Below are 23,206 nucleotides of genomic sequence, written 5' to 3'. Positions count from 1 at the left end.
CTCGATTATTCACTTACTTATCAACTTTCCCACACCTTCTAAAGAAGAAGAAGAACTTTATATATAATATATTCTTCTTTAGAGAAAGCTGTGGAAATCTTATTTGCTTCATGAGAAGATTTAGAATCTTATTAACTGTGCTTTGGAAACAATCGTCACTCTATGGATATTAAATCTTCTGATTTCTTCAATCTCTCTACCTTCACTCATACCGCTCTTTTTGAAAAAGATCCGGCACCTTGGATTATTTTAACTCGATTAGCTTCTTATTTAAAGAAATTAAAATTAGGCGTGCTCTTAGGTTCTATTTCTCCTCAAGCCTATTTAATTCGTCCAGAAGAAATTACTATTGGAGAAGGATCAATTGTGGAGCCTGGCGCCTATATTCAAGGTCCTTGTTGGATTGGTAATCATTGTGTGATTCGCCATGGCGCTTATATTAGAGGCTATGTCATTACAGGAGATTATTGCGTGATAGGGCATGATACTGAGGTCAAAAATAGCTTATTTCTAAATCGTGCGCATGCAGCTCACTTTGCTTACGTGGGAGATACTATTTTAGGACATGATGTGAATTTAGGCGCAGGGACGAAATGTGCAAACTTTAAATTAGATCAACAAACCGTCTCTGTTGTTTATAAACATCAGCACTTCGATACTCAGCTTCGTAAATTTGGAGCGATTATTGGAGATAGAAGTCAAATCGGTTGTAATACAGTCACAAATCCTGGTTCTTTGATTGGAATGGACGTTAGAGCTTACCCTTGTTTAAATATCGGCGGTTGGATTCCTCATCGTTCTATCGTCAAACCTGGCTCTCAAGTTCGAATTTCTTCTTATTAATTTAAAACCTGTTTTAATCACCTGGAATTTTGGGAAATAAATTCGTTATCAGTACAACTTTTTTTTTCAGAAAACTTGACCGGTAGAGAAAATGTATCGCTATTCAATTAATGCTTTATCGCTTATAATAGCGGCCAGAATTCCTTCAAAATACTTTTTTTATTTGAGCTTTTATGCAAACAACCAAACCGTCTTTTCATTCAATTTTAGAACCTTATAAGTCTCATGTTGAACAAATTATCCAAAATAATATGGATTGTTTGGGTGATAAAACATCATTAAGAGATGCTTGTGAATATGCGTTACTAAATGGTGGAAAACGATTTAGACCTGCTCTCGTTTTGATGATTGCTAAAGCCCTTGGTTTTCAAGTCGATGTTTCACAGGCTGCTTTATGTGTAGAATACTTTCATACTGCGTCTTTGATTGCAGATGATTTGCCTTGTATGGATAACGATGATGAACGGCGAAATGCTCCTACCTTACATAAAATTTTTGGGGAATCGACTTCTCTTTTGGCGACCTATACTTTGATTGCCGCTGGCTACGCTTGCTTAGCTCGGAATACCGCGATTTTGAAAGATAGTGCACACCCCTACGTTAATCAAAAAGAGCGTTTATGTGTATTGGCTTTAGAAAATGCAACGCAAAATACGGGAATTTTAGGGGCAACGGGGGGACAATATTTAGATTTAAATCCTCCTAATCTTTCTTTAAAGACTTTAAAAGAAGTGATTGAAAAGAAAACGGTTACGTTATTTGAAATTTCTTTTGTCTTAGGGTGGATTTTTGGAGGAGGGGTTTTGGAAAAGTTGTCCCTCGTGAAAAAATGTGCAGGACACTTTGGAATGGCTTTCCAAATTGCCGATGACTTGGGAGACATGAAGCAAGACTCCTTTCATGATCACACAATGAATTTTGCAAATGTTTATGGTAAACCAGCTGCGACTCAATTATTTCATGACGAAATTCATCAATTTAATCAAACACTAACTGCGCTTGATTTTCAATCAGAAGATCTTCAAGCTTTAACTTGCCTTCTTATTGAGCAAGTACAACTTCTTTCTTGAGCTTTGTGAGATTGGGAGAATTATAACCTGATTCGCAAGATGACTCTAGCTATAAATGATAGAAAAGGCTGTGTATACATGAGGTACGCAAAGTATAGCCTTTAAATCGATGCTGAATAAAGAATTAGCTTTATCCAACATCGATAGAACGAATTATTCGTTCAATGCCCCTTCAATTTCTTCTATTGCAGCACCGATAGAAGTTTTTTTGGATGCGGGCTTGGAACGATTTTCTTTATACTGTTGTAAAATTAGCGCTTCTATTTCTTCTAAAAGCGTTGGATTATTTTTAAACTCTTCTCTGACCGCTTCTCTTCCTTGACCTAAGCGTTGCCCTTTGTAGCTAAACCAGGCCCCTTTTTTATCAACAATATTATACTCTGTTGCCATATCAATCGCAGAACCTGTACGAGAAATACCTTCATTAAATAAGATATCAAATTCAGCAATTTGAAAAGGAGGAGCCATTTTATTTTTACTAACTTTTACTTTTACCCGATTACCAATTTCAGTATTGTCCGGTCCTTTAATTCCTCCTGTACGACGAATATCTAATCGTACCGAAGAGTAAAATTTTAAGGCACGTCCCCCTGTTGTCGTTTCTGGATTTCCATAAACGATCCCTATTTTATCTCGAATTTGGTTAATAAAAATAGCACATGTATTGCTTTTTGAGAGAGAGGCCGTTAATTTTCTTAATGCTTGTGACATCATGCGAGCTTGAAGACCCATGAATTGATCTCCAATTTCTCCCTCAAGTTCAGATTTAGGAACGAGAGCGGCAACAGAGTCAATGACAATCACGTCTACAGCGTTAGAACGTGCAAGCATCTCTGCAATGTTTAAAGCTTCTTCCCCACTATCAGGTTGTGAAATCATCAAATCATCTATATTAATACCAATTTTACCAGCATAACTAGGGTCAAGGGCATGTTCCGCATCAATATAAGCAGCTAACCCCCCATTTTTTTGAGCATTAGCTACGATATGAAGAGCTAAAGTTGACTTACCAGATGATTCAGGTCCATAAATTTCTACAACGCGTCCACGTGGAACACCGCCAATTCCTAAGGCGATATCCAGAGCAAGAGCACCTGTTTTAATCACACTCATTTCTTTTTCAGAAGAGTGCTTGCCAAAAGACATAATAGCACCTTCACCAAATTGTTTTTTAATTTGAGAAACGGCCAGGCCAAGTGCTTTTTTACGTTCAGAATCTGGAGGGGCTGATTGAGACATAAAGACTCCTTTGAATAAACTTTTTTGAGTTAACTATTAACGAAAGTTGAGATTACTAACATCTTTTGTAAAAGTAACTTCATTATATGACACATCAAAACAGGTTTTAGTATTTAAAAAATTACCTGTGAAGGCTAGCTTAAAAGCATAGTTTGATAATTTATTAATTTTTCACAAGTGATGTAACAAAATCGTAACCTCGGCAAAATATTAAAAAATTGAGATTCGATAGCATGTAGGTTTGAGTTAATACCAGAAGGCAAATTAGCTGTTAAAAAGATCCTTATTATATCTAATTTACAATTAAGACACCAGAGAAGAAGAGCTTTTTTTGAAATGATTTTTTGATTAAATTTCTTTTCTTTCACAAATGAATGAACCAAAATGCAAACACCTATTGATCCAAAAAAGAGATCGGCTGTGAAAAAGGCGAACAATTTAATTCACCTGTTATGAATTCTATGTGTGAGCAAAAACAGCGCGCTATTAGAGTAGATACTTTGGGCCTTCTTTTAACTGAAAATTTGTTTTATAGTATTTTAAATTGAAATTTACATGGCGCTTTTTGTAAATATTTTTATGGCTTACCCACATGACTTAAGAGGCTGAATTCAAAAAGGCTGGATGGAATAGATTATTACAGCTTCAAAAAAAATTGAAACGAGATTTAGCTTTTTAATATAGTTATAGAGAAGGAGTTTGCACTAAAGTGTGCCTTTTTTACTATAGCCTTCGGTATTTATAATCTTTATTACCATACCTCACGCAATATTTAAATTAAATTGGGTGAAGTTGCTAAAGTTTTAAAACGTTCTAACCCAGCATCAGTGAAATTATAGCACCCAGTCAGCTCTAGATGCTGCAAAGCCACTAAAGGTGTCAAATGGGCTAATCCAGCATCCGTTAGCTTTTTACAACCGCTCAGATTTAATTGTTGCAAAGCGACTAAGGATGTCAAATGGGCCAATCCAGCATCCGTGAGCTTTTTACAACCGCTCAGATTTAATTGTTGCAAAGCGACTAAGGGTGTCAAATGGGCTAATCCAGCATCCGTGAGATTATCACACTCACTTAGTCTCAAATGCGTTAAAGTGACTAAGGGTTTCAAATGGGCTAATCCAGCATCCGTGATATTAGTACACCACAGATCTAAATGCTGCAAAGCCCCTATAAGGGGGACAAATGCGCTAATCCTGCATCTGTGAGATTAGTGCATCTACTTAGACCTAAATATTGTAAAGCCCCTAAGGGTTTCAAATGGGCTAATCCAGCATCCGTGATATTAGTACACCACAGATCTAAATGCTGCAAAGCCCCTAAGGGGGACAAATGCGCTAATCCTGCATCTGTGAGCTTTTGACAATGATTCAGATTGAGATACTGTAAAGCGGTTAAGGATTTAAAAAGCCCTAATCCATCGTTAGTGAGTTTTTGACAATAGCTTAGATCGAGATGTTGTAAAGTCACTAAAGGCCTCAAATGCACTAATCCTGCTTCTGTGAGATTTTTACAACGATTCAGACTGAGATGCTGTAAAGCGGTTAAGCGGGCCAAATGCGCCAATCCAGCATCAGTAAGGTTTTGGCAATAGCTTAGATCAAGATGTTGTAAAGTCACTAAGGATCTTAAATGCGCTAATCCAGCATCCGAGAGCTTTTGACAATAGCGCAAATTCAAATGCTGTAAATCGACTAAGGGTGTTAAATGCGCTAATCCTGCATCCGTGAGTTTACCGCAAATGCTTAGATCGAGATAGTGTAAAGCCCCTAAGGGTGTCAAATGGGCTAATCCTGCATCAGTAAGATTTTTACACCAACTTAGGTCTAAATGTTGCAAAGCAATTAAGGGTGTCAAATTCGCTAATCCGGCATCGGTAAGATTCCTGCAAAAACTCAGATCCAAACGTCGCAGGGCTGTTAGGGGTGTCAAGTGCGCTAACCCAGCATCAGTAAGATTTTTGCAAGATTTGAGATTGAGCATTTTTAAATTTTTACAATCTTTTAACGCTAAAAGATAGGCATCAGTCAAATAAACATTGTCTGAAAAATTGAGTTCTTCTATCTCATTTGAGAAATGCTTTAAAATTTTTTCAAACTCCGCTAACTGAGAAGTCTGGTTTAATAAGGCGCTCACAATGGTAAATTCTAAATAGTTTTTCAAATTGTTTAATTGACATTGACGCGCAAAATTTAAAAGCTCTTTTAATCCGACTAAACTCTCTTTAGTGGAACTAAAGAGTTCAAATCTATGTGATTTGTATCCATCAATTAGCTGCTCTTCTAAGCTTTTTACCACTTCTGTTAGCTCATAATAATCAGCTAATTGAATAGAAGAAGTGATTTCTTCCAAGGGAACTTTAAAGTTAGCATCCATGACACAATTAAGCAGAGACGTAAACTCCTTTTGTGTCAAAGCGAGAGGATGTTGAAGGGTTTCTTGAAAATTTCCTGACCAAAAACTCTTAAAATAGGGCGATTTTTTCCTTAGCAAATCTAGTTGAAAATGAGAAATAGTTAGAGAAGTTCCATCTTGAAAACTTAGTTGAAGTTCTTCAGATAAAGATGAAAGATCAGGAGCTTGAATTATTAATGCACCAGTTTCTTCTAGATTAGCCAAAGGATTGACTAAGGAGTTATCTCCATCTCTAGGAGAATCGCTAATTTCTTGAGATTGATAGTCAGAAGGGGGCGTTGTATTGACAAGATAACTATAATTTAAAGTAGGAATATTCAAATGACCATCCAAATAAGTTAAATCAAGTTTAAAAATCGGGTTTTCCATTCACATAATTAATTTTTTGAACAAAGTGACCCTCTGCATCAAAGATTGTAGCAGTTCCCTTACCTGTAATAACTTGGCTAGCTGGTGCCCTTTCTCCTTTTCTAAAGTAATCCCCTTTGATTAATTTATCGTTATCATACTCTTCAATCATCATTAAATTGCCGTCTTGATACCAAGCTGTAGAAACCCCATGTTTAGCATTGTTAGCCATTTCTTTTTGACTTTCTTGGACGCCATTTGAATACCAAGTTCTCACATGTCCTTGAATTTTTCCTTCATACCAATAAAACGCTAGTTTGGGTTGGATTGTTTGTGGGTTGATACTGTCATAATAATCCACTTCTTCTCCATGTTTAATTTGATTTTTAACGTGATAAACACGCTTAAGGTTACCACAAGCCGTAAAAACTTTTACCTCTCCTTCAAGAATTCCCTCTCGATATTCTTGAATTTCTTTAATATAATCTTTCCCAAATACAGCTCTAAAACCTGTTCCTTGCTTGACTTCTGCTACAGAATTTCCTTGCTGATCAAAATATTGACCATTTTCTAGCTTACCTTTGCAATATTCTTCTTGGCTGGCTAAATTTTTGTTGTCCCAGTAGCGAAACGATGGTCCATGTTTTTGTCCTTGAACGTAATTGATTTGTTGGAGGATTTCGCCATTTGTTTTATAAATTTCACAAACACCTTCAATTTGATTTTTTTTATAAGGTATTTGCTTCCATACTTGCCCACAACTATGGTAATGAGTTGAAATTCCTTCTAAAGACCCTTGATTGTAAAAAATCTCACCTATAAGGTTTTCATCTTCATCCCATGCATAGCTTGAACCATCAAAAATCCATGATCTTTCTGCTGAAGGTGTGACATCTGCAACTCCTCCGATGACTTTTGTGGAAAGACTTATAGATCCGTTTTCGTGCCATTCATAGTAACACCCATTAGCTCTTCCATTTAAAATTTGTAAAAATTGCTTGGGGTTTCCATTAGCGTGATAGGTCGTAACAACAGATCGTACATTTCCTTTTGAATCTCTTGCATAAATTCGAAGCACTTTTTGATAAGGTTGAGAGGATAAAAAATCTGTTTGTTGATATTGATTCAGCCGATCTTTATTGCTAATTGTTTCCGCAAATCCATTTCTATCAATGATATGAATGCTAGTTAAAGGTAGAGGGCGTTTGCGATAGGTGTTTCGCTTAGCACTAGAAAAAGTTAAGGCTAAAAATGCTAGAAAAACCCATAGGGTCATTTGTTTAAATGCTTTCGTTTTGATCATAAAAATTCTCTTTTCAGAAGTTTAAGATTAAGAACAAAAACTTCATTTTTTTCATAAACTTTCTTTTTATCTAACTTAAACTCAGTAATAAGTAATTGAGGGCGATTAGGCCCTGGTAAATAAGGTCCCACTTGGATTCCTTCAATGAGAGCTAAGATTTTTTGCAAATCATGCGTATTGACTTCAACGGGGTGAACAAGTGTTTCAATCGTTTCTTGAAAGAGAGGAAATGTTTGAACAATACCTTCAGAAAAAATGAAACTATTTGAGGAGCTAGTTAATAATTCCAATCTTTTTTTTATTCTTTCATCACCTGAAAAATTTTTATCGGCAACAATTCTTTGTAAGGATTCGATTTCTGGTTCTAAAAACACTAAACTTTCTAAGTGTTTATCAATATAAAAATGATCAGCATCACGAAAATGTTGTCTTACAGCAAGATTTAAGGCTTGTTTCTTTTCTTTGACAAAAGCTTGACATTGTAAAGTTTCTAATACATTTCGTAATTCTTCCAAATCTGATTTTTGAGAAAAAAAAGTGAAAATAACAAATAAAAAAGGAAGAACACCGATGACAAGGAGATAACTTATCGCACGATTGAGAGGGATGATATTAAGCATAATTATTGACTAGGATAAATGGTTTTATCTTTTAAAAAAAATGAGGTTTTATAACGACCACGATTTGAACTCCATTTTACTTCTCCTTTTGGATCTACCCAATCGTTTGAAGCTATTAATGCGTCATGAAACTCGCGAGCCCACTTGGGAGTTCCACTACTAAACTCTAATTCTATTTTCACTTGATATTTATCTTGTTTTTTTCCTTGCATCGGTCGTTTAATTAAGGTGTAGTTAAAACTTTCAATTTGCAAGTGGTGCTCTCGTTTTCCCTCTTGCGTAAGGAAAGAGACAGCTGGATGAAGGCTTAGCCACGCTAAAACATCGCTGACTTTGGGTATATTAGCAAATAAAGGAAATGAGTCTGGTGTTGCTTGTAAATCTTTTTGTAAAAAAGTCAAGCGATCTAAAAGATCTTGTCGATTTAACTGCGTAATTTCGACAACTTCTCCCTGGGATTTTTCCCGAGCCGATAGATTTTTTGTTAAATAAGAATTTTCGAATTGTTCGTAAGATTTATTCATCCCAGCTAGTGTATTTACATATTCTTGTTTAAGAAGGCTTTCTTGATGGCTTAAATAGGATTGGCCAAAAAAATAAAAAAGGAAGCTTAGGCAAAACATTAAGCCAAAGTAAAGCGCGATAGGAAGTTTAAGTCTTCTCCAGGGATGAGGATAAGACATTTTTCCTTGTCGAAAGTCAATTGAAGGAGTGGCTTTTGGAAGACTTCCGAACGCTAAGCCAATGGGAACCGCATAACATAATTTTTCTTGAGTTGAAAAAGAATCTTCTGTCGAAACAAGTGGTAAAAGGGGAAGCTGAATAGATTGAGAGAGTTGTTCATAAATAGAAGGCCATTTTGCAATTTCACCCGTAAAAATAACTCCTGAAATAATTTTTTGATTCTCTTTTGCAAAAGAAAGAGTGATTTTAGTGACAAGTTTTTTTAATTGTCCAAAAAATTGATCTAAATCATCTTCATTCTGTAAAATTTTTAATTCTTCCTTTTGGGTAAACGAAGAAAGTATCAAACTTTCGCTGATTAAAACAGCGGTAACAATTTTTTCTTCAAAATGAATGATCAAAAATGTTTGATCGTGTGGTAAGTATTGTTTACTAAATTGCCCAAGCGCAGCTTGAGTACAACTTACTTTTTCAGATTCAATGCCAAATGATAGCCATTGTTCTAAATGCGTTTGTAAAAGATCTTTTTTGGTTGCAAACAAAAGCAATTTGGTTTCATCGTTTTCTTGTTTGATAACCTGGCTTGAAAGTAAGGATTGATCAATAGGATAAGGAAGTAGAGGTTCTGCTTGAAAATGAAGCGTTGCTTCAATATCTTTTGTTTTCGTTAACGGAATTGTTAAAGAACGTAAAAGAACTTGCATCCCATCTAATCCTGTCGTTAGAATAGGATGTTGTATGTAAAGCTGTTTTACATTGCTTAAAGAATTCAAAGGAGTTGTAAAAAGTTCTTTTAAAATTGGGCGGCCAAACCTTTCTATAACTTCTGCACCTTTGATAGAATTAGAATTTAGTTCAAGTCCAATAGATTTTAAAGAGGAAAGAAGCTTTAACATGTCGCCTATTTTTAATGCTTTTTAACACTAAGTGTATTCATTAAGATATTTCTTTGAATATTTGTAAAATTTCGGTCTTTCTTGAATTGTTTTTCTGGTATAAGCTTATTTGGAAATTCATAAATTTAATTGCAAATCGTAATATAAATTTTGTATTATTTCAAGCAAGTATTTTATTTATAGTTACTTATATATCTTAATCTAAAATTAATGATAGTTATGTTTATTTTGATTCAATGTATTCACGGTTTTTTTCAAATTTATACTCTTATGCTATTTGCTCGCATTATTGCCTCATGGTTTCCTCAACTATATGAATACCGAGCTATGCAATTTATTACTTACTATACAGAGCCATATTTAAATTTTTTCCGAAAATTTATTCCTCCTTTCGGAATGATGGATTTTAGTCCTATTGTGGCTTTTATTTGTTTGAGTTTTATACAAAATTTGCTAGTTAACTTTTTACTTGGTTTTATGCGTTAATGAAACAATATTTAGCTCCTATTCAAATTGGCTCTAAAAAGCTTCCTAATCGAATTTTTTATGCACCTTTAGCTGGGTGTTCTGATTTTCCATTTCGTAAAATGTCTGCTCAATATAAACCAGGATTAATGTATTGCGAAATGGTAAAGATGGATGCTTTGATTCGCCACGATCCGCATACATATCATATTTTAGACTACGCAGCAAATATGCATCCGATTGGAGGGCAATTATGTGGAAGTAAGCCCTCAATTGCAGGACAAGCAGCTAAAATTATCGAAGAATTAGGATTTGACATTGTTGATTTGAATTGCGGTTGTCCAGTTGACAAAATTACAAAAGATGGAAGTGGGTCGGGATTATTAAAAACGCCTGAATTAATTGGCGAGATCGTGTGTAATATGGTGTCGGCCGTCAAAATTCCCGTGACTGTAAAAATCAGAGCTGGATGGGACGAGCAACAGATTCAAGTTGAGAATATTGTTCAAATAGTGGAACAAGCGGGAGCCCAAGCAATTTGTATTCATGGGCGGACGCGCCAGCAAGGATATCGTGGACCAGCTAATTGGGAATATATTAAGCGAGGAAAATTAGCCGCTAAATCGATTAAGATTATTGGAAATGGTGATGTTTTAGATGGTCCATCGGCAGCAAAAATGTTTTGTGAAACAGGATGTGATGCCGTTTTAGTGGCAAGGGGAACGTTGGGACAGCCTTGGATTGTTCAAGACATTCTACGTTATTTAGAAGGAAAAACTGCTATTTGTCATTCGTTGGAAGATTGCCGGCAAGCTCTTTACCAACATTTCTTAGAGACATTACATTATCATCCCGATCAACGGGTGTGTATAGATATGCGCCGAGTCGGTTGTTGGTATTTAAAAAAATCATCTGGAACAAGGCTGTTTCGAGAATTGATTAGCAAAGCTTCTGACGTGGAAGTCATTAAAAATTTAATTTTGGATTTCCCCTTAGGTGATTCGACTGAAAGTGAAGACATAGCTCAAACTCAAAAAGTTGATTGTTGTGCTTAATTAAGAAACGTTCATGCATAAGAGATTTAGCAGAGCTTAGGAAAATTGACTCAAATTGCAAAAACTATTTTTTAGCTTGCTGAAGAAGGGACAATTAAATGTTTTTTTAAACAGTCCTACCTAAATTTTTCAAACCTTTCATTTGCCACTTTATGACCAAACCTACCCTTGATGATCGTTTACGAGTCCAAAACTATCCCAATAATCAAGTTTCTTTGATGGATCAAAAATGGAGTGATATCCTTTTTGTGAACTGGGAATGTGATCCAAAAGAGATACAAAAGACGCTGCCTGAAGAGTTATTCGTAGATACTTTTCAAGGAAAGGCTTACATGGGTATTCAAGCTTTTAAAGTGGAAGAAGCGAAATTGAAATCTTTTTTTTTCTCACCTCGGTTTGAAAACTTTTTAGCTTTAAATATTCAAACATATGTTTACGATCAAAATAGAGTTCCGGGTATCTGGTTTTATTCTTTATTAGCTGATCAAAAACTAGTTGTAGAATTAGCCAAGCAGTTTTTGACCTTGCCCTATCACTATACTAAAATGGAAATTCTTCGAAACTCTGAGAAGTCTACTTTGATGGTTCACCAAGAGAAGCATCCTTTACTCTCTTGGCAAAATTCATTAAGGTCCCATGATATATTTGCTGAACCCGATAGCCTTGAATTTTTTTTGCTAGAGCGTTATGTGGTTTATACTTTAAAACAATCTCTTTTAAAAAAAGGATTTGTTTATCACTCTCCCTTTAAGTATTCGCTAATAAAAATTTTAGAATTTTCTCCTTCCAACAGTCTTTATTCAAACTTTCTTCCCTGTAATCATTCCTTCCATGCTTTTTTTTCTCCCCATAGTCAGATAGAAATCTTTAAACCTATCTGATTCTCTAAAAACTTATTGAATTGGCATGAATTTTGCTTAATAAAATTAATAACAGATCTATTAATTAAAATTATTAAAATATTTAATTAATTAAATTAATCTTAATATTTAATTGTTATAATTAATTTATAAATTAAATCTAATTAAGGAGAGATTTATGAATAATTCTATTCCTGATAGGTCTTTTGTTAATCAACAAATCGATGTGATTAGCCAATCTATTGTTAAAGGGCAAACTTTAGGGATGGTGGAGCATGAAGGAAGACAATTTGTTAACCTATCAAAAGAAGATAAATCTACTCCAAATACTGAAACAGAAAGAATTGTTTATTTAGAAGTTGCACATTTTATAAGTAATAATAAACAAATTTTACAGTTTAGCGAAGTTAAAAATTTGAAAAGTTCTATCGATAAGCGGATGAAACATATTGAAGAGCAAACGACAGGTTTAAAAGGGTTGATTAAATCAATTTTTAATAATAAGGAATACGCAAAATTAATAACAGAATCTCAAGATTTAAAAGCGTTGAAAAATATTATTAAAAACGTGGCAAAGGAAATGCAACAATTTGCGGATACAAATTCTTCAGATCAAAAGACTTCACATTTAGCTTCTCCTTATGCAGACGTTAAAGCTAGTCATTTGACTTCAGATATTAAAGCTGGAGATCCTCCTCCTTCAGAAGATCCCACACCTTTACTTAACACAGATATTCCAACGGCGCCTCCTGTCCTAAATACAGATATACCTCCCGCTCCTCCCCCTCCTCCTGGTAACATTCCACCCCCTCCACCCCCTCCGGGAATGGGTGTTCCTCCTCCACCTCCTGGCGGCGGTTTAGCTCAACCGAAAGTAGCTGTGCCAAAGTTATCACCTCAAGAATCGCATAACATAGGTCAAGAACGTAGACTAGACAGACTTTTAAAAGAAAGGGCGAATCCCACTTCTCTTTTTAAATTTACGCCTCCATCGAATGCTAATGAAATTAAAGGTGAACTTAAAGCTCTTGAAAGCATAGCTCGTGAATTAAGAGCAACGATGCCTGAGTACGCTAAGAAGTTAGATTTGGAAATAGAAAAAAAATATAAAGAGCTTGAAGGAACAGCTGCAGCTGTTCCTGCTTTGAATCTTCAAAATCCTGATGTTCCAGCTTATAATCCAGATTTTATTCAACACGCAAAAAAATTGACTAATCATGAAATTAAGTTCGTTTTAGGTCAATATTTTGGAGGTAAAGTACCTCCAGAAGATGACGCTGTATTATATCCTAGATACCAGGCAAATAAAGCTTTATTAGATGATATTTTTGCCAATTGGGCTACAATTTCTAGTGGAAAAATGGCCGAAGAATTCGGAAAACATTCGGATCAATGGAACTCATTTATAAGACTTAAAGGCGTAAATGGTTTTGTCGTGCTACTTAATCATCGATTAAATGGTAAACATGGAAATAAAAAATATATGGGCGACAATGGGGTAGAACCTCAATATAAGCCTGACCCATTTGATCCAAATAAAAAAGCTGCAGCCAAAGAAGCAGCCGCACCTCAACAACCACAGGGAATTGATCTAGAAGGAATTAGAAGAGCTAAATTAAGAAGTACTCCTCCAAAACAAGCCACTGCTCCAGAAAGTAATGAAATTGCCCAACAAATGGGTAGATTAAAAAAAGCTGAAACTAATGACAAGTCACAATTTAAGGCTAATGAGGGAGAGACTTTTAATGTAAATCGGCTAAAACCAAAAGATAGCGATGAATAGGCCTCAAATTTTTGAAATCTAATTTTTTAAGCCCATCAAAGCATTTGATGGGCTTTATTTTAAGCTCAATTTTTTTATCAAAATTTTAATCTTAGATTTTCATTTTTTTTATTTTCCTTATCCGATTCAATTTTCCTTAACTAAGCTTTAATCTCAGAATGAAAAGTAGTGGCCTTTCCTTAAACAATGAAATCGTTGTCAAATTGAGTGCTGCTTATTCAAATAAATGCTATGAGTGAAAATTAGGCCATAATAACTCGATTTTAGGATTAGGATGATTAAAGATTTATTAGATCAATTTATAGATTTGTATGAGCAGGAATCAAAAACAGAAGCTTTACGATTAATTTTACCTTCTCCGATGATTGCTTATGATGATTTATTTTCGAAAGATCGAGTCTTTTTTTATTTTGTTAATTTTGTTGATGCGGCAGTGTTTAAAGGCGCATTAGAATTTAAAGCTACTTTTTTAGTTTTAGAGTCTTTATGCCAAGAATATCCCTCTTTAAAGTTTTTAGGAGAACGTTTTTTAGAATGCATTCGTCTTGAATATGACTTATTTACTTTTTTTTCTAATCCTTCGAGTCTTGATGAGCATTGTCCTCCCCAATTGAAGACATTTTTTCAATGGATTCATAAAGGAATTTTATCTCAGGAATTTCCGCTAGAAGAACTACTTAAAAGCTTTCCATTGCAAATTCAGACTTTATTTAGTAAAAAATTGGTGGTTTTAAAAGGATGGGAAAGATTAAAGCAAGTTAAATCAACTTTTATCCAATCACTGGGTGAAAATTTGACGGTATATAAACAGCCTTGGCATTGTTTTTCTTATTCTTTGAAAATCAACCCCAAACAAAAAAATATTTCAGGCTGGCCTTTAATATTTTTAGAACCTGTTGAAGGATTTGATTATCATTCTTTTCTACAAACGTATTGTTCTAAAAAATGTTTGATCATTTTTCCAACAGTTTCTCATTTATTTCAAATTTTGCAATTTGAAGACATCCATGAAATATTTATGAGAGAGCATGTTTATCTCTATGTTTTAGATATCTATCCTCATCAACAATTTTTAAGCCAACATTTGCTTTGGGAGCAAAACGATTCTTTCGATTTGATTGAGATGGTGCCTAATCCACAAATAGAAAAGTTTTTTCCAGCTCTTGAAATAGCCCTTAAAGCATGTTTAATTCAATCAAAAGAATTACTTAAGCGAGATACGGAGCAAGGCAATGGGTTATATGCTTTAGGTAAAAAATTTGTTTTTGATATGGAATCTCATCGATATGGAACAAATCGTGCCGTTGCCTTGGGTATTGAGCAAGGATTACGACAATGGTATGATCCTCATAAAGGAGCTATTCCGTTAGGGGCTGATTTAGGTCCTTTAACAAGAAACTACTTGCAAGAAGTTATTCAAGAAAGAATGACTCAAAGGAAAGTTAAAAAATTTCAACCCAATCAAAAAATTAAACTTGCTCATATCGTTCCTCAAATAGTAGATGGTGGACATGCCCCTTCAAAGCTTTTAACAACAATCTGTACATTTACAGATCAAAAATGGTTTAACCTTTCAATCTTTAGTACAGAAAGACTAGCCGAGCATTTACTAAGTTATCCAATCAACTCTTACCATTCTGGCTCTTCTGTTATTAGAGGCAATTTAACTTTGAATCATTTCAAACAATTGGGTGTAAAGGTTGCTATTGATCCCGATTCGCCTACGTATGAATTGACCGTGAAAGAGGCTCTGGATTTTTTAGAACAGCAGTCCATTGATGTCGTTATTTTTCATGGACCTGATGAATTAAATAGTTTAATTAGTAGTTCAACTTCTGTCCCCATTCGCGTTTTATTTGATCATGGAACTCTTCCTTTATTCCCATGCTTTGATTTAGTTATTTTGAGTACGGAAGAAGCTTACGTGCAAAATCGCGAAAAATTTCGCTTACAAGGGATGGAAAGTTGTGTTCTCCCTTTTTCTATTAATGTTCGCCAAGGATGGAATGAAAAACCTTTTTCTAAAGAAGAGCTTGGTTTACCTAAGGATAGTTTTGTGTTAACAACCATTTCTCATCATTTGGATACTCGAGTGTCTGAAGAAATGTTGCATGCGATTGCTAAAATATTGAAAAAATGTCCGAAAGCTATCTATGCACCAATTGGAGAGGTTACAAAACAAGAAAAATGGAAAGAAATTTTAGATCAATATGGTGTCAAAGATAAGTTGTTTTTTCTTGGCACACATTCCAATCCAAGTCAATATGCTCGCTCAATGGAACTTTATCTCAATGAATTTCCTTTCGGCAGTGGGTTAGCCCTATTAGATGCGATGGCAGCTGGATGCCCAGTTGTTTCTATGTACGAAGAAAATGGACCTCAACAGGCTCGTTATGCAGCAACTTACTTTGGTATTGATTATGTCGTTAAAACGGGTCGAGTAGACGATTACATTGAATTAGCATGCCGCCTGATTGAAAACCCGGTTCTTTATCGAGAATGGTCTGTACACGCCCTTAATCAATATGAAAAAAGAGTAGACACAGTAGATTATGTCAAAAAATTTCAAATTATCTTAGAACAATTTATTGAATATTCGTTAAACAAAGAGAAACATAAAACGGAGTAAACAGAAAGAGAGCGTGTTTCCCTTTCTTTGCCTAATTACACCTTTATGTTACATTAAATTCTTTATGGCATTCTATTGATTCACAAAAATAGTAGTTTTCCAAGTATAACTATCAAATTCTGAGATATGTGTATATTTTTTCGCCAAAAAAATGTAGCTTGAGCGATTATGTATAAATGTAATTTTCCCAATAATAAATCTATAGTTTTTTATCCTTAATGGATAAATGAGGAATCCAATGGAAATTTGGCTTGATACAACTAATGTTAAAACTATTCAAAAAGCTGTTCGTGTAGGTATTTTATCTGGTATTACCACCAATCCCAGTTTAATTGCTCAAGCTAAAAAAGATATGGAAAGCATTTTAGAAGACTTGCTTCACTATCAAGAAGGACCTGTCACAGTCCAAGTAATTTCTCAAGAGACAAATGACATGTTGCAGCAAGGGCAGATGCTTTATTCTTTTTCTAATCGAATTATTGTTAAAGTTCCTTTGACTAAAAATGGATTAGAAGCTTTACACCTTTTAGCTAGGCAAGGGATTCCTACAATGGCAACAGTAATTTTCCATCCTCGTCAAGCATTGATGGCTGCTCTTGCTGGAGCTAATTATGTGGCTCCTTATATTAGTCGGATAGAAAAATTAGGAGAAAATCCTTGGCCAATGTTAGAGTCGCTGACAAAGACGTTTCAGCAGTATCAACTGCAAACTAAAATTATGGGAGCCTCTTTAAATTCTGTTGACCAAGTCATCAAATGTGCAGAAATCGGAATTTATGGTGTTACCCTTAAAGATGATTTATTTGAAAAAATGATTGAAGATTACTCCCCAACTGTAGAAGGAGTTCATCAATTTGCTGATGAGTGGGAACATGTACCAACTTCTTTTTTTAATTAGGGACTTACATGTCTATTGACTTAGATTCTCTTTTAAAAGAAATTTTAGATCGGCAAGAATTAGTAATGGGAACTTTGAGTTCCCCTTTCGTAAAAGAAAAACAAAAAATGATGTTGCGTCCTTTACTAATTAAAGGGCAAATTGCTTATCAATTGACTACACAATTAGAAGATAAAGCGGCGCACCAAAATTATTTTACACAAGAAGCTCTTAAATATTTAAGAGAAATGATTCCTCATTTTAGACAAACTTTTTTGTACACAGCATCTGCAGATTACCATATCTTGGTTAGTAAAAAAAAGCATTTAACGATACTTAAAAAACCACCGACTAAATCGTCTCTTTCCCTATCTCATAATCGCTCCAAAAACTATCTTTTAGAAGAAGGAGTTCCTATTTCTTTTCTTATTGAATTAGGAATTATGAATCAGCAAGGAAAAATTTATCCACAAAAGCAAGATAAATTTCGGCAAATTAACCGCTTTTTAGAAATGGTCAATGATATAATTTGTCATTTTAATCCCTCTTTACCCATCCATATTGTAGATTTTGGTTGTGGAAAAGCCTATTTAACATTTTCTCTTTTTTACTTTTTAAAAGTATGCAAAGGATACTTCGTTCAAATGCATGGGGTCGACCTTAAAAAAGATGTGATTGAATTTTGTAATCAACTTGCTCACAAATTGGGATATGCCGAGCATTTAAAGTTTAATGTCGGAGATGTCAATCATTTCAATATTCACCAACCAGTGGATTTTGTCATTTCGTTACATGCTTGCGATACTGCCACTGATGCCGCTCTAGAAAAAGCAGTGCGATGGGGTGCTAAAGTCATTTTGAGCGTTCCATGTTGTCAGCATGAGCTGTTTCGACAAGTGAAAAATGAGGCACTTGACCCTCTTCTAAAACATGGAATTTTAAAAGAGCGTTTTGCCGCATTAGCTACAGATGCTGCTCGTGTGCAATTGCTAGAGGCTTTAGGTTATCAAACGCAAATTATAGAGTTTATCGATGTAGAGCATACTCCCAAAAACTTACTCATTCGAGCAATTAAGCAAACTTATTCCACCCAATCCCAACAAGTCCTGGAAAAATACCGAATTTTTAAAGAGATGTTAAATATTATCCCTTCTTTAGAACAGCGTTTCCAAAAAGAGTTATTTGGCGAAACTAGTGGGTAAACAAACAAATAATTAATTCGTTAATCAAATGAATGAACTCTGAAGTTTATCAGTTTAACTTCAAAACAGTACTTAAGAGTGTATGTGTGGTTTTTTCCCTCCATCTATCCAATGTGGGTCATCCGGGTTTTTTATCCACCACTGATCGGTAGATGTTTCTAAAATAGTTTCAACCAATTTTATACCAACCTTTGTTTTAATACGTTGCCTGACTCTTTGAAACCATTCTAAAGCTTTTTGATGACCTAGTTCTTGTTCTCTTTTTAAGACTAGAAGAAACTCAATTTGATCGGCATCATGAGCGATTTGAGCTTCTAAGGATTCCCCTTTTTCATACTCTTCAATCCAATTGACTATTTCTGGTCCTAAAACAGATTCATTGGATAAATCGTGAAGAGCTTTAGAAATATTGGGGGTGACATATTTTTTTTGAACGTAGTTAAGATCGCCAATGCGTGATTCTGGTAAATCATGTAATAAACACATCATGACTAGTTTATATCTATCGATGGGGCCGCCCATAAGATGGGCAAGGGCATGAGCAACTAAAGAGACTCGATAGCTATGTTCAGCAATAGATTGTTTCCCCGTCCCTAAAAAAGCGAAACCAGATCGAGGAATTTGTGCAAGCATTCCAATTTCATTGAGTAAATTGACAATTTGACGAAATTGATTCATAAGCCCTCAAAATAAATTTATTGTTCTCTTCATTGTTTAATTAAATCCAAGAAATACGATTAATATTAAAAAAAGGCATCTTTATGATTTTTTTCTTTAGTAAATTTTACTCAATTCTTCTCATGATCATAAAGCGTGTTTTTCTTAAAATCTACTCTTTGAAAAAGTTTTTAGAAAAAAGAGTTTCTCTGGTAATTTCACCCCTTACTTAAATTTTTTTATAGGTTGATTCACTTAAGTCTAATTTTTTTGGAAATTCGTAAGAATTAAATGAAAAATGCAGCCTTGCGAACTTTATCCCTATTTATTCGTTCCCATATTGATCTTTTTAATTTTAAAATTTATCTATGAAATAAACTTTTTAAAAACCAAGAAGTTTGTTAGATTGCTATTCTTATCATGCATGAAAATTTATTAAAGAATAATTATACCGTTTAAGTGGTCTGTGAACAAGCAAATCGATGTCTACAATGCTATATTTTGCCTGTTTTTGAGGGAACTCCTTGTCTAACAGGTAATGGCTTTGTTGATGTTTTGGTCTTAATAATTGTTTAAAACATATTCCTGTTAATAAACTCAATTTAGAGGCAAGAGAAGAGAGTTTGCGTTTAGCAGTCAATTATTATAGACCAGCTTTGATAAATGAAGGAAATTTAACCTAGATGGATTACAGCGAGTTAAAAGAGGATGACCTTTGAATTCGTTGTGGTTTTGTTGCTAAAAAATGCCTAATGCACGCTGTGACGATTGAGCGTCATGAATTATTCATTTCTTGGATAGGGTAAAAAAATGCTTTTTTGGACAATTATGAGCTCAATTGCAGCTTCTTTAACAGGATTAGCTGTTTACATTTACTATTCGAGAAAAGGACAATTTGATGACTCTGAGTCGATCAAATATCAGATATTTCATGAGGAGGACCCTGATCATTAATAGGTTAGAAAATTATAACTAAACATTGCAATTCATTAAATATCAACTTCAATAATAAGAGACTTTTAATTTTATGCCGCTTTTTAGCTTTAATGGAAGAAAGTCGGAGCTTACTTATTAATTGGGGGCTAGGCAAATGCTTGGAGCTTCTCAGTTAGGTTTCTTATACCCTAATGCATTGAAAGTTCTGCAGAGTTTTTTTCAATTGGCCGGCCTGAAAAAATTCTTTCCAAAGATAAAAATTGCTTGGCTGGAAAAAGAAATGCACATTGTACAAGAAAGGGTAACGTTGGCTGTTGTTTATGAAAATATTACAAATAGTCTAAAGCAGCTTTTGAAGCACTTTAAAATTTGAAGTTTAAATTAATAACCGATACACGGAAAGAAGCATTAACCTTGTTAAATAAACAAAAATTCATTTTGGATAAACTTCCCTTAATTTCAATTAATTCTACAAATCCCTCTGAACAAAATTGATAGAGAAATTTAGACAAAAAAGCGTTTTCAAGAATAAATTTTTACGATATTAAACTTTTAATTCAAATTGCAAAGAGTGTGACATGGTTACATATGACGATAGACCAGCTAAATTGTTCTTATATCCCTCCATCATATTTATGATTATTGGAATGATCATTGGTGTTTTTATTGCTTTCAACGGTTTTATTTTTCCTGATTATTTTGCTGGTGAGTATATTCATTTTGGTCGTGTCAGACCTGTACACGTAGGGACTGTCACATTGTTGTGGTTACTATCCGTGGATATAGGGTTAATGTATTATTTTATTCCTCGTCTTTGTGGCATTTCTATATGGAGCTCTAAACTTGCTTTTTGGGGAGCTGCTCTGTGGTGGCTTTCATTGACATTAGGAGTCAATTCATTTCCTTGGGGAACAAATTTTGGTTGGGAATATGCTGAACTGCCCGATTGGGTCTCTTGGATTCCCGTTAAATATTTATTTGTGTTAGGGTGGATTTTTATCGTCATTAATTTTTTTATGACAATAGCAAATAGACGTTTTGAAAAATTATATGTTTCTCTTTGGTACAGCATGGGGACATTGATTTGGACAACATTTGTTGTATTTGTGGGAAGTATTGCTATTAATTGGCTACCTGAAGGTATGTCAAGAGTTAATGCTAGTTGGTTTTATGTTCATAACCTTGTTGGATTAATTTATACTCCAATGGGATTAGCCACAGCTTATTATTTTCTTCCTAAAATAGCGGGTACACCCATATATAGCCACCGCCTATCAATGATAGGATTTTGGTCTATTGCTTTTATTTATGCTTGGATTGGCACGCATCATATTATTCACGGGCCCGTTTCTCAATGGCTTCAAACAACTTCCATCATATTTTCAATTTGGATGTTTATTCCAGTATGGACAGTGGTATTTAACTTATTTGCCACCTTGCAAAAAGATTGGCTAAAGTATTTAGAAAGCGCCCCCATTAGATTTTTAATGATGGGTAATATTTTTTATTTCATTACGTGTGCTCAAGGCTCTTTGCAAGCTTTGCGAAATGTCAATGAAATTACCTCAAAAACAGATTGGGTTATTGGACATTCTCATATTTCACTGTATGGTACTTTTACATTTTTTGCGATAGCCGGAATTTATCAAGCTATTCCAACAATAGTGAAAAAACCATTATGGTCTACAAAGCTTGCTGATTGGCATTTTGCCTTAAATTTATGGGGAAGTTTATTATTTTTATTTTCTCTATGGCTAGGTGGTTTTTTGCAGGGATTGATGTGGGCTAACTGGGCAGAGGGATCTTCTTATGCAGAATTTCATGATAATTTGACTCGCATTCCCTTTATTCAAACTATGGCTGATATGCGCGACTGGTGGATTTTAAGGGGATTAGGGGGAATCATTATTTTAATCGGCAACATCTTATTTGCGATTAATATCTTTAATACAATTGTTTTAGAAAAACCTCGAGAAGTGAGATTGGCGGCATGACGCAGGAAAATCAAAAAAAAGATAAGGCTTCTCAGCAAAATTCCTCTCCTTATGATTTTTTGCATCGTCTTGATAAATCAGCCCTGTGGGTGATTATAGGTGTTATTCTCTTATTTTCTACCTCTATTATTGTTGTCTTAATTGCTCCAACCTATGTCGATTCAACTTGGACAAGCCCAACAAGTCCTTACCAAGTTCAAATGTATGAAGTAGAAGATCCTAACCTTTATATTAGTAATGCCTCTGTCGAAGGGAGTGATTTACAATATGTACGCCATTTAAAGCAGAATTATAGCCTGTTAGCTTTCAAAGAATCTAATAACCTGCGTTTAGTCACTTCTCAAGGATTAGAGAAATATATCACGAAAGTAAATGATTCAACGCTTAAGCTCACCTCACGTCTTTTATTGTTGAGAGAACCACAAGGTGAAGCTAAAAAACAGGCCGAGCAGCTATTAGCCTCTCAACAATCAACAACGAAAATAGCTCAAAAAGAAGAGGATTCATCGGCAAATTTGGGAAAATTGAAATTTCAAGTTTTGGAGTTATATGACCCCGAAATGCAAGAAGTGTTTTCTTTCGAACCTTCAGGGGGAATTTTGCAAAATTGGGTCGATGAAAATTTCACAATTTTAGATGATAGTGTCAAACAGCCTTATCATCGAGATTATGGGGTCATTTATTCACTTAATCCTCAAGAATTTCGCATTATTGAAGAAGGCCATGGCAATGCAAAAAGATGGCGATATGATCCGTTGGGTAGGCCTATTCAACAGATGGATGAATTAAAAAGCCCTGCGATGGGTTTTCACTCAAGGCAAGATCTCATTCTTTTTGGTGAACATTTGTATGCAATTGAAGGCTGCTGGTATTGCCATACCGACCAAACGCGCACACTAATTCAGGATACCGTTTTAAATGGATCAGACTCCTATCCAGCTCCTCCCTCTTCTGCAAATGAGTATATTTATCAAAAAATTACTTTTGCTGGAACAAGACGGATTGGACCTGATATTTCTCGCGTAGGAGTAAAAAAACCTAGTCGTGATTGGCATAAAGCTCATTTTTGGGCACCTAAAACGGCAAGTGCGGGATCTCTGATGCCTTCTTTTCGACATTTTTTTGATGCTAATCCAAAGGAAACCGGAAAAAGTGCAATTGGTATTCCTAATTATCAATTTGAAGCAATTTATCAATATATGATGACCAAAGGAACTCGCATTACGGCTCCTAATCAGGCTTGGTGGTTGGGAAAAGATCCTATTAAAACAAAAGAAATTATTGAAGGCCAGCGTAAACTCCAATGAATCAATACGCAGTCATAGATGGATTC

At 34.7% G+C, this 23,206-nt stretch carries 18 protein-coding genes and 1 pseudogene; 13 read left to right on the top strand and 6 right to left on the bottom strand.

Annotation, left to right across the window (positions count from 1 at the left end; translation table 11 throughout):
* Positions 1-162: 162 nt before the first annotated feature.
* On the top strand, positions 163-843 hold the full coding sequence (locus tag PC_RS09580) for an acyltransferase (RefSeq protein WP_011176540.1): 681 nt from the start codon (positions 163-165) through the stop codon (positions 841-843).
* Positions 844-1,016: 173 nt separating this feature from the next.
* Entirely contained in the window at positions 1,017-1,913 is an 897-nt protein-coding gene (locus tag PC_RS09575) for a polyprenyl synthetase family protein (RefSeq protein ID WP_044045290.1), read from the top strand.
* A 153-nt stretch (positions 1,914-2,066) separates the two neighbouring features.
* On the opposite strand, the gene recA is transcribed toward PC_RS09575, so the two are convergent.
* The 5 genes and pseudogenes from recA to PC_RS09540 form a co-directional block, all read right to left on the bottom strand.
* Entirely contained in the window at positions 2,067-3,152 is a 1,086-nt protein-coding gene (gene recA, locus PC_RS09570) for a recombinase RecA (protein WP_011176538.1), read from the bottom strand.
* Positions 3,153-3,924: 772 nt separating this feature from the next.
* Positions 3,925-5,933 (bottom strand): annotated as a pseudogene (locus tag PC_RS09555) (leucine-rich repeat domain-containing protein).
* Positions 5,914-7,215, bottom strand: a complete 1,302-nt coding sequence (locus PC_RS09550) for a toxin-antitoxin system YwqK family antitoxin (RefSeq protein WP_181679120.1) — start codon at positions 7,213-7,215, stop codon at positions 5,914-5,916. The pseudogene PC_RS09555 and the gene PC_RS09550 overlap by 20 nt, the downstream one beginning before the upstream one ends.
* The gene (locus PC_RS09545) at positions 7,212-7,835 is read right to left on the bottom strand and encodes a hypothetical protein (protein WP_011176533.1); all 624 of its coding nucleotides are present in this window, start codon (positions 7,833-7,835) and stop codon (positions 7,212-7,214) included. Before PC_RS09545 ends, PC_RS09550 begins: the two co-directional genes overlap by 4 nt.
* A 2-nt stretch (positions 7,836-7,837) precedes the next feature.
* A complete protein-coding gene (locus tag PC_RS09540; RefSeq protein ID WP_011176532.1) occupies positions 7,838-9,415 on the bottom strand; it encodes a type IV pilus biogenesis protein PilM in 1,578 nt (525 codons plus the stop codon).
* A gap of 219 nt (positions 9,416-9,634) precedes the next feature.
* On the opposite strand from PC_RS09540, the gene PC_RS09535 reads away from it, so the two are divergent.
* The 7 genes from PC_RS09535 (at position 9,635) to PC_RS09505 (ending at position 18,286) form a co-directional block, all read left to right on the top strand.
* Positions 9,635-9,901 carry a YggT family protein gene (locus PC_RS09535; RefSeq protein ID WP_181679119.1) on the top strand — a complete coding sequence of 89 codons (267 nt, stop codon included), beginning with the start codon at positions 9,635-9,637 and terminating at the stop codon, positions 9,899-9,901.
* Complete coding sequence (gene dusB, locus PC_RS09530; RefSeq protein ID WP_039360936.1) at positions 9,901-10,935, top strand: tRNA dihydrouridine synthase DusB; 1,035 nt, start codon at positions 9,901-9,903, stop codon at positions 10,933-10,935. Before PC_RS09535 ends, dusB begins: the two co-directional genes overlap by 1 nt.
* Positions 10,936-11,087: 152 nt before the next feature.
* A complete protein-coding gene (locus PC_RS09525) occupies positions 11,088-11,816 on the top strand; it encodes a DUF2071 domain-containing protein (RefSeq protein WP_044045289.1) in 729 nt (242 codons plus the stop codon).
* A gap of 157 nt (positions 11,817-11,973) precedes the next feature.
* Complete coding sequence (locus PC_RS11610) at positions 11,974-13,578, top strand: hypothetical protein (protein WP_011176528.1); 1,605 nt, start codon at positions 11,974-11,976, stop codon at positions 13,576-13,578.
* Positions 13,579-13,852: 274 nt separating this feature from the next.
* Entirely contained in the window at positions 13,853-16,207 is a 2,355-nt protein-coding gene (locus tag PC_RS09515; RefSeq protein WP_011176527.1) for a glycosyltransferase, read from the top strand.
* Between the two features lie 238 nt (positions 16,208-16,445).
* Positions 16,446-17,105 (top strand): transaldolase family protein, encoded by a 660-nt coding sequence (locus PC_RS09510; RefSeq protein ID WP_011176526.1) that lies wholly within the window; start codon positions 16,446-16,448, stop codon positions 17,103-17,105.
* A gap of 8 nt (positions 17,106-17,113) precedes the next feature.
* Positions 17,114-18,286, top strand: a complete 1,173-nt coding sequence (locus PC_RS09505) for a class I SAM-dependent methyltransferase (protein WP_044045288.1) — start codon at positions 17,114-17,116, stop codon at positions 18,284-18,286.
* 72 nt (positions 18,287-18,358) lie between these two features.
* Here PC_RS09505 and PC_RS09500 read toward each other — a convergent pair whose 3' ends face one another.
* Positions 18,359-18,964, bottom strand: coding sequence for an HD domain-containing protein (locus tag PC_RS09500; protein ID WP_039360921.1), 606 nt, complete (start codon positions 18,962-18,964; stop codon positions 18,359-18,361).
* Positions 18,965-19,753: 789 nt separating this feature from the next.
* Between PC_RS09500 and PC_RS10745 the strand changes: the two genes are divergently transcribed.
* The 4 genes from PC_RS10745 to PC_RS09485 all read left to right on the top strand — a co-directional run bounded on the left by PC_RS10745 (position 19,754) and on the right by PC_RS09485 (position 23,180).
* Positions 19,754-19,897 (top strand): cbb3-type cytochrome oxidase assembly protein, encoded by a 144-nt coding sequence (locus tag PC_RS10745; protein ID WP_079890451.1) that lies wholly within the window; start codon positions 19,754-19,756, stop codon positions 19,895-19,897.
* A gap of 136 nt (positions 19,898-20,033) precedes the next feature.
* Positions 20,034-20,252, top strand: coding sequence for a hypothetical protein (locus PC_RS09495; protein WP_039360919.1), 219 nt, complete (start codon positions 20,034-20,036; stop codon positions 20,250-20,252).
* A gap of 205 nt (positions 20,253-20,457) precedes the next feature.
* Positions 20,458-21,873: a cbb3-type cytochrome c oxidase subunit I gene (locus PC_RS09490; RefSeq protein WP_011176521.1), complete on the top strand. Its 1,416-nt coding sequence runs from the start codon at positions 20,458-20,460 to the stop codon at positions 21,871-21,873.
* Positions 21,870-23,180: a cbb3-type cytochrome c oxidase subunit II gene (locus tag PC_RS09485; protein ID WP_052278701.1), complete on the top strand. Its 1,311-nt coding sequence runs from the start codon at positions 21,870-21,872 to the stop codon at positions 23,178-23,180. Before PC_RS09490 ends, PC_RS09485 begins: the two co-directional genes overlap by 4 nt.
* Positions 23,181-23,206: the final 26 nt, after the last annotated feature.

The sequence above is a fragment of the Candidatus Protochlamydia amoebophila UWE25 genome, from assembly GCF_000011565.2.
Taxonomy (GTDB): Bacteria; Chlamydiota; Chlamydiia; order Chlamydiales; family Parachlamydiaceae; genus Protochlamydia; species Protochlamydia amoebophila.
The sequence above is the reverse complement of the archived record's forward strand: the minus strand, read 5'-3'. Positions and strand labels throughout refer to the sequence as shown.

Coding starts and splice junctions, on each gene's coding strand:
- PC_RS09580 (WP_011176540.1), top strand. CDS start 163: ATGGATATTAAATCTTCTGATTTCTTCAATCTCTCTACCTTCACTCAT.
- PC_RS09575 (WP_044045290.1), top strand. CDS start 1,017: ATGCAAACAACCAAACCGTCTTTTCATTCAATTTTAGAACCTTATAAG.
- recA (WP_011176538.1), bottom strand. CDS start 3,152: ATGTCTCAATCAGCCCCTCCAGATTCTGAACGTAAAAAAGCACTTGGC.
- PC_RS09550 (WP_181679120.1), bottom strand. CDS start 7,215: ATGATCAAAACGAAAGCATTTAAACAAATGACCCTATGGGTTTTTCTA.
- PC_RS09545 (WP_011176533.1), bottom strand. CDS start 7,835: ATGCTTAATATCATCCCTCTCAATCGTGCGATAAGTTATCTCCTTGTC.
- PC_RS09540 (WP_011176532.1), bottom strand. CDS start 9,415: ATGTTAAAGCTTCTTTCCTCTTTAAAATCTATTGGACTTGAACTAAAT.
- PC_RS09535 (WP_181679119.1), top strand. CDS start 9,635: ATGTTTATTTTGATTCAATGTATTCACGGTTTTTTTCAAATTTATACT.
- dusB (WP_039360936.1), top strand. CDS start 9,901: ATGAAACAATATTTAGCTCCTATTCAAATTGGCTCTAAAAAGCTTCCT.
- PC_RS09525 (WP_044045289.1), top strand. CDS start 11,088: ATGACCAAACCTACCCTTGATGATCGTTTACGAGTCCAAAACTATCCC.
- PC_RS11610 (WP_011176528.1), top strand. CDS start 11,974: ATGAATAATTCTATTCCTGATAGGTCTTTTGTTAATCAACAAATCGAT.
- PC_RS09515 (WP_011176527.1), top strand. CDS start 13,853: ATGATTAAAGATTTATTAGATCAATTTATAGATTTGTATGAGCAGGAA.
- PC_RS09510 (WP_011176526.1), top strand. CDS start 16,446: ATGGAAATTTGGCTTGATACAACTAATGTTAAAACTATTCAAAAAGCT.
- PC_RS09505 (WP_044045288.1), top strand. CDS start 17,114: ATGTCTATTGACTTAGATTCTCTTTTAAAAGAAATTTTAGATCGGCAA.
- PC_RS09500 (WP_039360921.1), bottom strand. CDS start 18,964: ATGAATCAATTTCGTCAAATTGTCAATTTACTCAATGAAATTGGAATG.
- PC_RS10745 (WP_079890451.1), top strand. CDS start 19,754: ATGCTTTTTTGGACAATTATGAGCTCAATTGCAGCTTCTTTAACAGGA.
- PC_RS09495 (WP_039360919.1), top strand. CDS start 20,034: ATGCTTGGAGCTTCTCAGTTAGGTTTCTTATACCCTAATGCATTGAAA.
- PC_RS09490 (WP_011176521.1), top strand. CDS start 20,458: ATGGTTACATATGACGATAGACCAGCTAAATTGTTCTTATATCCCTCC.
- PC_RS09485 (WP_052278701.1), top strand. CDS start 21,870: ATGACGCAGGAAAATCAAAAAAAAGATAAGGCTTCTCAGCAAAATTCC.